The sequence below is a fragment of the Lichenibacterium dinghuense genome (assembly GCF_021730615.1).
Taxonomy (GTDB): Bacteria; Pseudomonadota; Alphaproteobacteria; order Rhizobiales; family Beijerinckiaceae; genus Lichenihabitans; species Lichenihabitans dinghuensis.
In genome coordinates this window covers 4,648,612-4,662,323 of the sequence record NZ_JAJLMN010000001.1, presented here as the reverse complement: position 1 = coordinate 4,662,323, position 13,712 = coordinate 4,648,612, and the positions used below count along the sequence as shown (strand labels likewise).

At 72.2% G+C, this 13,712-nt stretch carries 13 protein-coding genes; 8 read left to right on the top strand and 5 right to left on the bottom strand.

Annotated features, from left to right (window positions below):
• Nucleotide 1: 1 nt before the first annotated feature.
• From hemC to L7N97_RS22340, 3 genes are all read right to left on the bottom strand, one after another.
• Nucleotides 2-946, bottom strand: coding sequence for a hydroxymethylbilane synthase (gene hemC / locus L7N97_RS22350; protein ID WP_237480464.1), 945 nt, complete (start codon nucleotides 944-946; stop codon nucleotides 2-4).
• Nucleotides 947-1,030: 84 nt separating this feature from the next.
• Nucleotides 1,031-1,936, bottom strand: a complete 906-nt coding sequence (locus L7N97_RS22345) for an alpha/beta fold hydrolase (RefSeq protein ID WP_237480463.1) — start codon at nucleotides 1,934-1,936, stop codon at nucleotides 1,031-1,033.
• Between the two features lie 251 nt (nucleotides 1,937-2,187).
• Nucleotides 2,188-4,521: a lytic transglycosylase domain-containing protein gene (locus L7N97_RS22340; RefSeq protein WP_237480462.1), complete on the bottom strand. Its 2,334-nt coding sequence runs from the start codon at nucleotides 4,519-4,521 to the stop codon at nucleotides 2,188-2,190.
• A 238-nt stretch (nucleotides 4,522-4,759) separates the two neighbouring features.
• On the opposite strand from L7N97_RS22340, the gene dapA reads away from it, so the two are divergent.
• Together dapA and smpB are read left to right on the top strand one after the other, a co-directional pair.
• Complete coding sequence (gene dapA, locus L7N97_RS22335; protein WP_237480461.1) at nucleotides 4,760-5,650, top strand: 4-hydroxy-tetrahydrodipicolinate synthase; 891 nt, start codon at nucleotides 4,760-4,762, stop codon at nucleotides 5,648-5,650.
• A 26-nt stretch (nucleotides 5,651-5,676) separates the two neighbouring features.
• Nucleotides 5,677-6,153 (top strand): SsrA-binding protein SmpB, encoded by a 477-nt coding sequence (smpB, locus tag L7N97_RS22330; protein WP_237480460.1) that lies wholly within the window; start codon nucleotides 5,677-5,679, stop codon nucleotides 6,151-6,153.
• Between the two features lie 4 nt (nucleotides 6,154-6,157).
• Here the strand turns inward: smpB and L7N97_RS22325 are convergent, their stop codons facing one another.
• The gene (locus L7N97_RS22325) at nucleotides 6,158-6,844 is read right to left on the bottom strand and encodes a uracil-DNA glycosylase (protein WP_237480459.1); all 687 of its coding nucleotides are present in this window, start codon (nucleotides 6,842-6,844) and stop codon (nucleotides 6,158-6,160) included.
• Nucleotides 6,841-7,452, bottom strand: a complete 612-nt coding sequence (locus L7N97_RS22320) for a LabA-like NYN domain-containing protein (RefSeq protein WP_237480458.1) — start codon at nucleotides 7,450-7,452, stop codon at nucleotides 6,841-6,843. The genes L7N97_RS22325 and L7N97_RS22320 overlap by 4 nt, the downstream gene beginning before the upstream one ends.
• A gap of 381 nt (nucleotides 7,453-7,833) precedes the next feature.
• Here L7N97_RS22320 and rpoZ point away from each other — a divergent pair, with 381 nt between their 5' ends.
• The 6 genes from rpoZ (at nucleotide 7,834) to era (ending at nucleotide 13,617) form a co-directional block, all read left to right on the top strand.
• Entirely contained in the window at nucleotides 7,834-8,235 is a 402-nt protein-coding gene (gene rpoZ, locus L7N97_RS22315) for a DNA-directed RNA polymerase subunit omega (RefSeq protein WP_237480457.1), read from the top strand.
• Between the two features lie 79 nt (nucleotides 8,236-8,314).
• Nucleotides 8,315-10,594: a RelA/SpoT family protein gene (locus L7N97_RS22310; RefSeq protein WP_237480456.1), complete on the top strand. Its 2,280-nt coding sequence runs from the start codon at nucleotides 8,315-8,317 to the stop codon at nucleotides 10,592-10,594.
• A gap of 21 nt (nucleotides 10,595-10,615) precedes the next feature.
• The gene (acpS, locus tag L7N97_RS22305; RefSeq protein WP_237480455.1) at nucleotides 10,616-11,014 is read left to right on the top strand and encodes a holo-ACP synthase; all 399 of its coding nucleotides are present in this window, start codon (nucleotides 10,616-10,618) and stop codon (nucleotides 11,012-11,014) included.
• A 136-nt stretch (nucleotides 11,015-11,150) separates the two neighbouring features.
• Nucleotides 11,151-11,948, top strand: coding sequence for a signal peptidase I (lepB, locus tag L7N97_RS22300; protein ID WP_237480454.1), 798 nt, complete (start codon nucleotides 11,151-11,153; stop codon nucleotides 11,946-11,948).
• A complete protein-coding gene (gene rnc / locus L7N97_RS22295; protein ID WP_237480453.1) occupies nucleotides 11,945-12,691 on the top strand; it encodes a ribonuclease III in 747 nt (248 codons plus the stop codon). Before lepB ends, rnc begins: the two co-directional genes overlap by 4 nt.
• Entirely contained in the window at nucleotides 12,688-13,617 is a 930-nt protein-coding gene (era, locus tag L7N97_RS22290; protein WP_237480452.1) for a GTPase Era, read from the top strand. The genes rnc and era overlap by 4 nt, the downstream gene beginning before the upstream one ends.
• The last annotated feature ends 95 nt before the right edge of the window (nucleotides 13,618-13,712 follow it).

The following is a 13,712-nucleotide window of genomic DNA, read 5'->3' as shown; positions in this document are numbered from 1 at the left end:
GTCAATGCGCGCCGCGGAAGGCCGCGAGGAGGTGCGCCGGCGCGCGGGCGAGGAGATCGCGGCCCGCGGCGCGCCCGACCGTCTCGGCGGCGGCGTCCGGGCCGTCCGTCACGGTCTCGACCGACTCCGACCCGTCGGCGGCCAGCACCTGCCCGCGGAACAGGATGTGCCCGTCCCGCACGGTGGCGTGGCCGGCGATCGGCGTGCGGCAGGAGCCGTCGAGCACGAGGAGGAAGGCCCGCTCGGCGGCGAGCGCCAGCCCGGTGGCGCGGTCGAGGATCGGCGCGAGCGCGTCCGCCGTGGCGGCGTCGCCCGTCCGCGCCGTGATCGCGATGGCGCCCTGCCCCACGGCGGGGAGAAAGTCGTGCAGGGCCAGTTGCTCGGTGACGCGCTCCGTCAGCCCGAGCCGCTTCAGCCCCGCCATGGCGAGGATGGTGGCGTGGTATTCGCCGGCGTCGACCTTGCGCAGGCGCGTCTGCACGTTGCCGCGCAGCAGCCGCACGTCGAGGTCGGGCCGCAACCGCCGGATCTGCGCCTGGCGCCGCAGCGAGGCGGAGCCCACGACCGCGCCGCGCGGCAGGTCGGCGATCGTGCCGCCGTCGCGCGCGATGAAGGCGTCGCGCACGTCCTCGCGCGGCAGGAAGCCCGACAGCGCGACCGCGTCGGGCAGGTGCGTCGGCAGGTCCTTGGCGGAATGCACGGCGATCTCTATGTCCCCCGCCATCAGCGCGAGGTCGAGCTCCTTTGTGAAGAGCCCCTTGCCGCCGGCCTCCGACAGGGCGCGGTCCTGGATGGCGTCGCCGGTGGTCTTGATCACCACGATCTCGACGCGGTGCTCCGGCCAGCCGTGCGCCGCGCAGAGCCGCCCGCGCGCCTCGTGGGCCTGGGCGAGCGCCAGGGGGCTGCCCCGCGTGCCGAGCCTCAGCACCATCCCCTCAGCCGCCATCCCGCCTGCGCTCCCTTCGCCGATCCGCCCCTTATAGGGAGGGCCGCGGCGGCGCGGAAGCCTGCGGCCGGCCGCGACCCGGCCTCAGCGGAGCGGCGGCGCGGGCGGCGCGCCGTCGCAGCGCGACGCGAAGGCCGCGATGCGCGCCAGCGTGGGGGCGTCTATCAGCAGCGGCGCGTGGCCCTGGCCCGGCACGGTCAGCGGCGCGCAGTCGGGGTGGCGGCGCACCATCTCGGCCGCGGTCGCCTCGGACAGGAGGTCGGTGCAGGCGCCGCGCACCACCAGCACCGGCACGCCCGCGAGGCCATCGAACTGCGGCCACAGCGTCGGGAGCGGCGCGGCGGGGTCGAGCGCGCGCAGCGCCTCGACGAGCGCCGGGTCGTAGCGGCCCACCAGGGTCCCGTCCCGCTCCGCGTAGGTGGTGCGGGCGAAGTGGAGCCAGTCGGCCTCCGACAGGCCGGGGAACTGCGGGCCGGCGTAGCCCTTGATCGTGCGGACCGCGTCGTCCCAGTCCCGCGGCGGCGGCAGGCGGCCCACGTAGCCGCGGATGCGCTCCAGTCCCGCCGGCTCCAGCACCGGGCCGATGTCGTTCAGCACGGCGCCCCGGATCATCTCGGGCCGCACGGTCGACAGCACCATGGTGATGAGGCCGCCGCGCGACGTGCCGACGAAGACGGCCTCCGGAACGCCCGCGTCGTGCAGAACCGCCAGCACGTCGCCGGCCTCGACGGGCACGCTGTAGTGCGAGGGGTCGGGGTCGTGGTCCGAGCCGCCGCGCCCGCGGTAGTCGAGGGAGAGCACGCGCCGCGGCGGGCCGTCCGCGCCGCCGCCGGCGAGGTGGGCGGCCAGAACCTCGAAGTCCGCGGCCGTGCGGGTGAGCCCCGGCAGGCACACGACCGGCAGCGCGCCGGCGGCGCCCCGGCCGACGTCGCGGTAGTGGAGGCGGAGGCCGTCGGAGCTGGTGGCGAAGCGGTCGGCGACGTCGGTCATGGTTCTCCCCGAAAAGCTCCGATGCGAAGACGTGAGCCTTCAGCCGTCATCGCGAGCGGAGCGAAGCGACCCAGGACGGTCGTGAGCCATTGCGGATGCGCGTGTCATCCGTGGCGCGACGTGTCCTGAACGCGTCGGCTGGGTTGCTTCGCTCCGCTCGCCATGACGGCGGAAAGGGCGATCCGCGAAGCGTCCTCCCCCCGGGGGTCCGCCCCATGCCCCGCCGAGGGCCAAGGCCCTTGAACCCCCGATCAGGTGCCCTTGCGGATCGGCGGCGGCGGCTCGGCGCCGACCAGCAGCATCGGCGGCCGGCCGAGCTTGGCCCGGTAGACCTGCAGGTTCTCCATCACGCGCTGCACGTAGTTGCGCGTCTCGGAATAGGGGATGCGCTCGATCCAGTCGACAACGTCGATGCCGGGCCGGCGGGGGTCTCCGTAGGCGGCGATCCAGTCGTGCACCGCCTTGCCGCCCGCGTTGTAGGCCGCGAAGGTCAGCACGAAGGAGCCGTTCTGCTCGCCCAGCAGCGTGCCGAGGTGGGCGGCGCCGAGCTGGGCGTTGAAGGCCGGGTCGCTCGACAGGCGCCCGTCGTCGTAGGCAACGCCGGCGCGGTTCGCCGTGGTGCGCGCCGTCGACGAGATCATCTGCATCAGCCCCTTGGCGCCGGCCGAGGACAACGAGCGCTGGTCGAACTCGCTCTCCTGGCGGGCGATGGCGTAGACCACGCTGAGATCGGCCGAGCCCGGCAGCGGGTTGAAGTTCGGGATGCCGAAGGTCGGGAAGGCCGCGTCGTCCACCGCGAGCCCGCGCTGCGTCGCCGCCTTGCCGACCGTGAGCGTGGTGCGGGCGTCGCGGTTGCGCTCCAGCACATCGCCGAGCGCCCCCACCTGCGCGTCGGACGGCTCGGCCTTGCCGATGTCGAGGGCCAGCGGCAGCGCGACGTCGCGCGCGCCGAGCGCGTAGAGGTAGTCGGCGACCTTGACGGCGTCGCTGCGCACGTCGCCCGTGGCGGAGGGCGCCTCGTGCAGCTCCAGATCGGTCCGCCCGAGACGCGCCGCGGCGAGCTGCCCGTAGAAGGTGATGGAATAGCGCGCCGCCTCGGCGTAGCGCCGCTCGGCCTCGTCGCCCTGCCCCAGCGCTTCCGCGGTGCGGCCCTGCCAGTAGGCGGCGCGGCTCTTCGAGATCGGCGTCTCGGCGAGCCGGGCGATGGTGTCGAACTGCGGGGCGGCCGCCCTCGGGTCCTGCAGGAAGCGCAGCGCGATCCAGCCCGCGTGGAAGGCCGCCTCGATCCTGGAGGCCGTGCCGGCCTCGCCGATGTCGGCGCAAAGCTGGAGCGCCTTCTTCGGGTCGCCGAGGTCGAGGAGCTTGCGGATCACGATGCGCCGCTCGGTCCACCACTCGTCGCCGTCGACCACGCGCGCGTCGCGCGGGGCGGTCAGGATGAGGTCGGCGGCCTCCTCGGCGCGGTTCTGGCGGCGCAGGCGCTGCACGCGGGAGAAGATGGCGAGTGGGTCCGACTGCAGCGCCTTCGGCACCGCCGCCAGCGCGGACTCGGACAGCGCGGAATTGCCGATCACCGCGGCGCGGGCCTTGGCGAGCGCCGCCACGTCCGGCCCCGCCAGCGCGGCCTCGCGCAGCCCGAGCGCGACCTTCTCCTTATAGAGGAAATGCTCGGCGCGGATGCGGTGGTCCTCGCGGTCGATCACGTCGGCGAAGTCGCGGGCGAGCGTCGCCTCCTGCCAGGGCGACAGGTCGTCGTCGCGCCACATCGCGTGGGCGAGGCGGGCGGCGACGTCCGGGTGGCCGAGCGTCCGCTCGGCCTGGGCCAGCGCCAGGCGGCCCGCGGTGGTCTTCGGCGGGGAAGCGCCGAGGCGGGCCTCGATGAGGGCGGGGTCGCGCGTCGCCGCGACGGCCTCCTCGGCGCGGCGCTGCACCCAGGCGAGCGCCGGCCAGTCGGGATGCGCCTGCCCGAAGGCGTCGAGCCGCGCGAGGCCGACGAGGTGCGAGTCGAGCCGCACCGCCGCCCATTCCGCCGTGAGCCGGGCGAGCGGGTTGGTCAGGCCGCGGGCCGCCGCGTCGCCGCCGGCGAGGTCGTTGCGGCGGTAGGCGTCGACGGCCTGGCGGAGCAGCGGCGCCTCGGAATCGTGGTCGGCGATCGAGGGGCCGGGCGGCGCACCGTTCTCGGTCGGCGTGCCCGGCTGGGACGGCCCCGCCGCGGGGCCCGGCGTGGCGAGGCCGGTCGGCGAGCCGTGGCCGCCGATCGTGAGCGTCTTGGCCGACGGATCGGCGGCGGCCGGGGAGGCCGTTGCCGTGCTCGCCATGGCTTCAGCGAGGGCCTGGGCGGCCTCGGGCGCCAGGGGTTCGGCCCGCAGCGAGGACTTCGACGGGACCGTCGCGGTCCGGATGTCGCGGCGGCGGGCGGCGAGGTCGAGGCCGGGCGGCGGCGCGAGGCGCGCCGACCCGGTGCCGTGGGCGGCCCAGCGCCGGGGCGCGGACTCGACCGCGTGCCGCACCGACGGCACGGCCAGGGCGGCGAGGGCCAACCCGGTGCCGGCCATCAGAGCGATACGCAGACCCCTATACGCCATGCACTCACCAGGGTGACGAGAGATGATCGCTGTCATGCGGCCGATGCTGCACGCGCGAGCTTTACGAAAACTAAACCATGAGGGAGCCCGAAGGCTCCGCGCGACAGTTCGGTAAAAGTCTTTTCACGCCCCCCCGGGCGCGCTAGACCCGGCCGAGCCCTCAACAGCCATCCAAATGCGGCGTGCATGGGGCTGGTGATCCGGGCTCGGACTCAACGTCGGACACGCGAGGCACGACATGGCTGCGACATTGAGGGGATCGGCCCCGGCGCTCGTGACCCCGTTCAAGGACGGGAGCTTCGACGAGGCGGCGTTCCGGGCCCTCGTCGACTGGCAGATCGGCCAGGGCTCGCACGCCCTCGTGCCCTGCGGCACCACCGGCGAGAGCCCGACGCTGAGCCACGACGAGCACATGCACGTCGTCGACGTCTGCATCCGGGAAGCGCGCGGCCGCGTGCCGGTGATCGCGGGCGCGGGCTCCAACAACACGCACGAGGCCATCGCGCTCGCCCGCCACGCCGAGCGCGCCGGCGCCGACGCCGTGCTGGTCGTGACGCCCTACTACAACAAGCCCAGCCAGGAGGGCCTGTACCGCCACTTCAAGGCGGTGAACGACGCGGTCGGCATCCCGATCATCATCTACAACATCCCGCCGCGCTCGGTCGTCGACATGACGGTGGAGACCATGCAGCGGCTCTACGAGCTGCCGAACATCGCCGGCGTGAAGGACGCGACCGGCAACCTCGCCCGCGTGTCGACCCAGCGCCACGCGCTCGGGCCCGACTTCATCCAGCTGTCCGGCGAGGACATGACGGCGCTGGCCTACCTCGCGGCGGGCGGCCACGGCTGCATCTCGGTCACGGCCAACGTGGCGCCGAAGCTCTGCGCGCGTCTCCAGGAGGCGGCGCTCGGCGGCGACTACCGGACCGCGCTGGAGCTGCAGGACCGCCTGGTGCCGCTCCACGCCGCCATGTTCGCCGAGCCGAGCCCGGCCTGCCCGAAATACGCGCTGAGCCGCATGGGCCTGATGCGCGACGAGCTGCGCCTGCCCATGGTGTCGGCGACGCAGGCGGCGCGGAGCCTGATGGACGCCGCCATGGCGCATGCCGGCCTCGACCTCCATATCTGAGCGGTCGAGCGAGAACGGATCGGACATTGTCCAAGGACGAGAGCAACTACAAGGTCGTGTCCGAGAACCGCCGGGCGCGCTACAATTACGAGATCGGCGACGTCTACGAGGCGGGTCTGATGCTCACCGGCACGGAGGTGAAGAGCCTTCGCACCGGCAAGGCGACGATCGCCGAGAGCTATGCTTCGGCCGAGAAGGGCGAGCTGTTCCTGATCAACGCGACGATCCCGGAATACGGGCACGGCAACCGCTTCAACCATGAGCCGAAGCGGCCGCGCAAGATCCTGATGAAAGCGCGCGAGATCGCCAAGCTGAAGCAGGGCGTCGAGCGCGAGGGCATGACGCTGGTGCCGCTGCGCGTGTATTTCAACCACAAGGGGCTGGCGAAGCTGACGCTCGCGGTCGCGCGCGGCAAGAAGCTCCACGACAAGCGCGAGACCGAGAAGGAGCGGGACTGGAACCGCGAGAAGTCGCGGCTCCTGCGCGACAGGAACCGCGACTGACGGTTCAGCCCCGGTCGACGAAGGCCCGAACTTCCGCGAAGACGGCGCGGAACATCTCCGGCGTCAGCACGCCCGTGTTGGTGTTGTAGCGCGAGCAGTGGTAGCTGTCGAAGACGCGCAGGGGGCGGCCGCCCAGCGCGAGGTCGTGGCTCCGGCCGTGGCCGAACGGCGCCGCGGACAACTTGGCCCTGAGGGCCCGCACGACGCTCTCGTGCGCGATGCGCCCCAGCGCCAGCACGGCGCGCAACTCCGGCAGCCCCGCCATCCGCTCGACCAGGAAGGCGCGGCATGTGGCGATCTCGGCCGGCACGGGCTTGTTGGCGGGCGGCACGCAGCGCACCGCGTTGGTCACCATGCAGTCGACCAGCGTCAGCCCGTCGTCGGGCCTCTCCTCATAGCGGCCCGTCGCGAAGCCGGTGAGGTCCAGCGTCTCGTAGAGCAGGTCGCCCGCCCAATCGCCCGTGAAGGGGCGCCCGGAATGGTTGGCGCCGTCGCGCCCGGGCGCGAGCCCGACGACGAGCAGGCGCGCGCCGGTCGGCCCGAAGGACCGGACCGGCGCGTTGTAGCCCGCGGGGTCGCGCTCCCGGCAGGCCGCGCGGAACGCGACGAGGCGGGGGCAGAGCGGGCAGTCGGGCGCCGGCTCGGCCGGGCCGATGGCGGCCACCCGCGCCGGTGTGACGCCGAACGTCACTGCGCCGCGCCGCCGTCCTCCGGGGCGGGCACGTATTCGCGCGCGATGGGCCGGCGCTCGACGCGCGGCGCGCGCTCGGGACGCTCGCCGTCGCGGCCGATCCGGGCGATCAGGTGGACGAGGTCCACGAACTCGTCGGCCTGCCGCCGGAGCTCGTCCGCCACCATCGGAGGCTGGGTCGTGACGGTGGACACGACGGACACGCGCACGCCCTTGCGCTGCACCGCCTCGACGAGCGAGCGGAAGTCGCCGTCGCCCGAGAACAGCACCATGTGGTCGAGGTTCTCGGCCATCTCCATGGCGTCCACCGCCAGCTCGATGTCCATGTTGCCCTTGACCTTGCGGCGGCCCATGGAGTCGACGAACTCCTTGGTCGGCTTCGTCACCACCGCGTAGCCGTTGTAGTCGAGCCAATCGATCAGCGGGCGGATCGAGGAATATTCCTGATCCTCGACCAGCGCCGTATAGTAGAACGCACGGATGAGGCGCCCCTTGCTCTGGAATTCGCGCAGGAGTTTCTTATAATCGATATCGAAACCCAGCGTCTTCGCGGTCGCGTAGAGGTTGGCGCCGTCGATGAAGAGGGCGGTGCGTTCTTGGTCTGCCATACGGATGTTGCTCTTCGGGTCAGTCGTAGTGATCGATCGCCGGGGCCGAAAGCGACGAAGCCTCCGACACCGGCTCCGTCGGGCGCGGCCGCGAGATGTCGAGGCGCCTTCGGCGGAGCACCCCCTCCGCCGAACCGCTGCGTCGATCGCTGGGAAATCTATAGCGCGGCGCGCCCGCGCGTCCACCGCACCAGACACGCCCGGACTCGGCCTTTTTTCCGGCGGCGCCGTGTCGCATGCGCCTTGTTCCTCGTCGCGCGGCCGGGCTGCGCCGAAGGATCGCGGACGTCAAGCGGAAAACGACGGGCCGGGCTTGCGCGGCGCGCCCCCGCGGGCTACCGCAGCGCGAGACCCTCCCATCCTCAGCCGAAGGAACTCCCCATGGCGCGCGTCACCGTGGAAGACTGCATCGACAAGGTCGACAATCGCTTCGACCTCGTGCTGCTGGCGAGCCACCGGGCCCGGCTCATCTCGTCGGGCGCCCCGATCACCGTGGACCGCGACAACGACAAGAACCCCGTCATTGCCCTGCGCGAGATCGCCGACGAGCGCTTCGCCCCCGAGGACATGCGCGAGGACCTGATCCACTCGCTGCAGAAGCACGTCGAGGTGGACGAGCCCGAGCCCGAGGCCGTGCCGGCCATGACGCCGTCGGCCGCGAAGAACCTCGCCGACCCGGAGGCCAGCCCCGACATCCAGTTCGACCGCATGACCGAGGAGGACCTCCTGCGCGGCCTCGAAGGCCTCGTGCCCCCGGTCGAGACCGAAGAGGAAGGCGAGTAGCCTCCGCACGGCAACGCGCCGTCGCGGCGCGTCGCCGACCCGCCTTGCCGCGAAGGCGGGCGCGCCCGATAGTGGGGGCATGACGCTCGCCACCATCGCCCCGCGCCGCCCGGGGCCCGCGAAGATCCTGCGACAATACGAGCTGGTCGACCGCGTCCGGAGCTACAACCCGGAGGCCGACGAGGACCTGCTGAACCGGGCCTACGTCTACGCCATGCGGGCGCACGGCTCGCAGAAGCGCGCCTCGGGCGACCCCTACTTCACCCACCCGCTCGAGGTGGCGGCCATCCTGATCGACCTCAAGCTCGACGACGCCACGATCGTGGCAGCGATCCTGCACGACACGATCGAGGACACCGAGGCCACCCGCGAGGAGATCGACCGGCTGTTCGGCGACGAGATCGGCTCGCTCGTCGAGGGCCTCACCAAGATCAAGCGGCTCGACCTCGTGTCCAAGCAGGCCGCCCAGGGCGAGAACCTGCGCAAGCTGCTGCTCGCCATCGCGGAGGACATCCGCGTGCTGCTGGTCAAGCTCGCCGACCGCCTGCACAACATGCGAACGCTGCACCACGTGCCGGTCGCCAAGCGCGCCCGCATCGCGCAGGAAACGCTCGACATCTACGCGCCCCTGTCGGGCCGCATGGGCATGCAGGGCATGCGCGACGAGCTGGAGGAGCTGTCCTTCGCGGCGCTGATGCCGGAAGCGCACGAGTCCATCGTGTCCCGGCTCGACGACATGACGGAAACCTACGGCTCCCTCATCGCCAAGATCGAGACCGAGCTCGCCGACGAGCTCGCGCAGCGCGGCATCGGGGCCAGCGTCAAGGGGCGGCAGAAGCAGCCCTATTCCGTGTGGCACAAGATGGAGCAGAAGAACCTCGCGCTGGAGCAGCTCAGCGACATCTTCGGCTTCCGCGTCATGGTGGACGCGATCGAGGACTGCTACCGCGTGCTCGGCGTGGTGCACACGCGCTGGCCGGCCGTGCCCGGCCGGTTCAAGGACTACGTATCGACGCCGAAGCAGAACGACTACCGCTCGATTCACACCACGGTCGTGGGGCCGGGCCGCCAGCGCGTCGAGCTGCAGATCCGCACGCGGGCCATGCACGACCTCGCCGAGAACGGCATCGCGGCCCACGCGCTCTACAAGGACGCCAGCCGGGACGGCGGCGCGCTCGACGTCGGCATCGCGGCGGGCGAGAGCCGCGCCTATTCGGGCCTGCGCCGCACCATCGCCCTGCTGGCCGACGCCGACAGCGCCGAGGAGTTCCTGGAGCACACCAAGCTCGAGCTGTTCCACGACCAGGTGTTCTGCTTCACGCCCAAGGGCAAGCTGATCGCCCTGCCGAAGGGCGCGACGCCGATCGACTTCGCCTACGCGGTCCACACCGGCATCGGCGACACGGCCGTCGGCGCCAAGATCAACGGCCGCATGGCGGCGCTGATCACCGAGCTGTCCAACGGCGACGAGGTGGAGATCGCCTGCGCGGAGGGGCAGGTGCCGCCGCCCGCCTGGGAGGGCCTCGTGGCCACCGGCAAGGCCCGCGCCGCCATCCGCCGCGCGACCCGCAACGCCGTGAGGGCGCAATATTCCGGCCTCGGGCGGCAGATCCTGCAACGCGCCTTCGAGCGCAACGGCAAGGGCTTCTCGGAGGAGAAGGTGAAGGCGGCCCTGCCCCGCCTCGCCCGCGGGTCCTTCGAGGACATGCTGGCCGCCGTCGGCCGCGGCGAGCTGGTGTCCGCCGACGTGGTGCGCGCCGTGCATCCCGAAATCAGCGAGCCCCGCAAGGCCGGCGCGGCGCCCGGCACGAGCGAGCCCGGCTGGTTCGGCCTGGAGAAGGCGGAGAACTTCCGCTTCAAGGTCCCGGGCAGCGCCCCCCCGCCCGAAGGCGCGCAGGGGCCCCAGCGGGCCATCCCCATCCGCGGCCAGTCCGGGGACCTGCCGGTCTCCTTCGCGCCCAACGGCGGCGCCGTGCCGGGCGACCGCATCGTCGGCATCCTCACGCCCGGCGAGGGCATCACGATCTACCCGATCCAGTCGCCGGCCCTCACGGCCTTCGACGACCAGCCCGAGCGTTGGCTCGACGTGCGCTGGGACATCGACCCCGCGCGCAAGGACCTGTTCCCGGCGCAGATCGCCGTCACGGCCATCAACGAGCCCGGCGCCCTCGCCGCCATCACGGGCGCGGTGGGCGACAACGGCGGCAACATCGACGACATCCGCGTGATGTCGCGCTCGGCCGACTTCCGCGAGGTGCTGGTCGACGTCGAGGTCTGGGACCTGAAGCAGCTCGGCGCCATCGTGGCGCAGCTCCGGGCCCAGAAGACGGTGTCGCGCGTGGAGCGGGTGAATGGCTGAACGGACGCCGGGAGCGGGGCCTTGATCGTCGGCGTGGGATCGGACCTCTGCGACATCCGCCGCCTGGCCGCGGTGCTGGAGCGGCACGGGGAGCGTTTTGCCCATCGCTGCTTCACCGAGGTCGAGCGCGCCAAGGCGGAGCGGCGCGCCGACCGCGCCGGCACCTACGCCAAGCGCTTCGCCGCCAAGGAAGCCTGCGCTAAGGCGCTGGGCACCGGCCTACGCGCCGGCGTGTTCTGGCGCGACATGGGCGTGGTCAATCGTCCCTCGGGCCAGCCGACGATGCGGCTCACGGGCGGCGCGCTCCGGCGCCTCCAGGCCATCGTGCCCGCCGGCCACGAGGCGGTGATCCACCTCAGCCTCACCGACGAGCACCCCTACGCGCAGGCCTTCGTGGTGATCGAAGCGGTGCCGGCCTGAGGGCCCGCCGCGTCGGGCCGGGCTTGGCTCGCAACGAGCGTGCAGCTATATGCGCTCGATCCCGGGGCGCGGCACGGATGCCGCGCGCCGCAGCACATCGCCGGCCGAGCCGGACAGGACGATCGGACCCCAGACCATGACGGAGCCCGTGCGCCTCGAGGGCGAGGCCGAACGACGCCGCAAGGCTTCCGAGGAAGGCGGCCTCGGCGAAACCATCAAGGTCGTCGTTCAGGCGCTGTTGATCGCTCTCGTGGTGCGGACCTTCCTGTTCCAACCCTTCAACATCCCCTCGGGTTCGCTGATCCCGACGCTGTTGATCGGCGACTACCTGTTCGTGTCGAAATACGCCTACGGCTATTCGCGCTACTCCTTCCCGTTCGGGCCAGACCTGTTCCAGGGGCGGATCTTCGGCACGCCGCCGAAGCGCGGCGACATCGCGGTGTTCAAGACGCCGTCCGACAACAGCACGGACTTCATCAAGCGCGTGATTGGCCTGCCCGGCGACAAGATCCAGGTCACCCACGCGCGGCTCATCATCAACGGGCAGATGGTTCCGCGCGAGCCGACCCAGAGCATCACCACGAAGGACCGCTTCGGCAAGGACGTCGAGGTGCCGACCTACAAGGAAACCCTGCCGGGCGGCGTGACTCACCGGATCATCCAGCTCGAGGGCGACGACGGGGGCCTCGCGTCCAACACGGACGTCTACACCGTGCCGCCGAACGAATACTTCATGATGGGCGACAACCGCGACAACTCGCTCGACAGCCGCGTGCCCGTCGACCAGGGCGGCGTCGGCTACGTGCCCTTCGAGAATTTTGTCGGCAAGGCCGAGCTGATCTTCTTCTCGATCAAGGACGACACGCCGATCTGGCAGTTCTGGCGCTGGCCGTCCGACGTGCGGTGGAACCGCATCTTCACGCTGATCCGATGAGCCGCCACGCCGGACGGGCCGATCGCTCGGGGCTGGAAGAGGCGCTCGGCCACCGCTTCGCCAAGGCGGAGCTGCTCGGCACGGCCCTCACCCACATTTCGGGGGTGCAGGGCGGCAACGCCCGCGCGCAGAGCTACCAGCGGCTGGAGTTCCTCGGCGACCGCGTGCTCGGCCTCGCCGTCTCGGCCATGCTCTACGCCGAGTTCCCCCACGCCACCGAGGGCGAGATGTCGCGCCGGCTGGCCGACCTCGTGCGGCGCGAAAGCTGCGCCGAGGTGGCGACCGCCTGGGACGTCGGGCCCTACCTGCGCCTCGGCCCCGGCGAGGTCCAGTCGGGCGGCCGCGGCCGCCAGGCGATCCTCGGCGACGTGTGCGAGGCGATCATCGGCGCGGTCTTCGTCGACGGCGGCTTCGAGGTCGCGGCCGCCCTGGTGCGCCGCGCCTGGGCGCCCCGCATGATGGCGCCCCGCCGCGCGCTGCAGGACCCCAAGACCGCGCTGCAGGAATGGGCGCAGGCGCGGGGCAAGCCGACGCCCACCTACAGCGAGACCGGCCGCAGCGGCCCCGACCACGCGCCGCGCTTCGTCGTCGCCGTGGCCGTGGAAGGGCTGGCGCCGGCCGACGGCATCGGCACATCGAAGCGGCTGGCGGAGCAGGCTGCCGCCGAAGCCCTCATGGGCCGCGAGGGCTTCGGCCCGCTGCCGCCCTCACCGCCGACGACGGCATCAGAGAACGAGCCATGACAGACGCCCCCGCCCCGACGGGCGCGCCCACGCGCTGCGGCTTCGCGGCGCTGATCGGCGTGCCCAACGCCGGCAAGTCGACGCTGATCAACGCCCTCGTGGGCTCCAAGGTGTCGATCGTGTCGCGCAAGGTGCAGACCACGCGCGCGCCCGTGCGCGGCATCGCGGTCGCGGGATCGTCGCAGGTGATCTTCGTCGACACGCCCGGCATCTTCGCGCCGAAGCGCCGGCTCGACCGGGCCATGGTACAGGCCGCCTGGGGCGCGGGCGGCGACGCGGACGCGGTGGCGCTGCTGCTCGACGCCCGCAAGGGGCTCGACGAGGGCAGCGAGGCGATCCTCGACCGCATGGCCGAGAGCCGCGCCAAGCGCTACCTCGTGCTGAACAAGATCGACACGGTCGAGGTCGAGAAGCTGCTCAAGCTCGCCGAGGCCGTTAACGCGAGGCTCGCCTTCGCCGACACGTTCATGGTGTCGGCCCTGCGCGGCCACGGCGTGCCGAAGTTCCTCGAGGTGCTCGGCGAGAGCATGCCGGCGGGCCCCTGGCTCTACCCCGCCGACCAGGTCACCGACGCGCCTCTCAGGCTCTTCGCGGCCGAGATCACCCGCGAGAAGATGTTCGAGCGCCTCCACGAGGAGCTGCCCTACCAGACCACGGTCGAGACCGACAGCTGGACCACCCGGCCCGACGGCTCGGCCCGCATCGAGCAATCCATCTTCGTGACCCGCGAGGGGCACAAGAAGATCGTCATCGGCGAGGGCGGCCAGACGCTGAAGGCGATCGGCAAGGCGGCGCGCCGCGACATCGGCGAGGCGGCCGAGTGCGAGGTGCACCTGTTCCTGCACGTCAAGGTCCGCGAGAACTGGCTCGACGACCCCGAGCGCTTCCGCGGCATGGGGCTGGAATTCCCGAAGGGGAAGGGCTGAGGCCGGACGCTTTCCCGTGTGGCCCGAGCGGTCGCGGGTCCGGCCGGTCTGCCTCATGCTCTCGGCCCGTCATCCCGGCCTCGAGCCGGGATCCA

Coding starts and splice junctions, on each gene's coding strand:
- hemC (WP_237480464.1), bottom strand. CDS start 946: ATGGCGGCTGAGGGGATGGTGCTGAGGCTCGGCACGCGGGGCAGCCCC.
- L7N97_RS22345 (WP_237480463.1), bottom strand. CDS start 1,936: ATGACCGACGTCGCCGACCGCTTCGCCACCAGCTCCGACGGCCTCCGC.
- L7N97_RS22340 (WP_237480462.1), bottom strand. CDS start 4,521: ATGGCGTATAGGGGTCTGCGTATCGCTCTGATGGCCGGCACCGGGTTG.
- dapA (WP_237480461.1), top strand. CDS start 4,760: ATGGCTGCGACATTGAGGGGATCGGCCCCGGCGCTCGTGACCCCGTTC.
- L7N97_RS22320 (WP_237480458.1), bottom strand. CDS start 7,452: ATGGCAGACCAAGAACGCACCGCCCTCTTCATCGACGGCGCCAACCTC.
- rpoZ (WP_237480457.1), top strand. CDS start 7,834: ATGGCGCGCGTCACCGTGGAAGACTGCATCGACAAGGTCGACAATCGC.
- L7N97_RS22310 (WP_237480456.1), top strand. CDS start 8,315: ATGACGCTCGCCACCATCGCCCCGCGCCGCCCGGGGCCCGCGAAGATC.
- lepB (WP_237480454.1), top strand. CDS start 11,151: ATGACGGAGCCCGTGCGCCTCGAGGGCGAGGCCGAACGACGCCGCAAG.
- rnc (WP_237480453.1), top strand. CDS start 11,945: ATGAGCCGCCACGCCGGACGGGCCGATCGCTCGGGGCTGGAAGAGGCG.
- era (WP_237480452.1), top strand. CDS start 12,688: ATGACAGACGCCCCCGCCCCGACGGGCGCGCCCACGCGCTGCGGCTTC.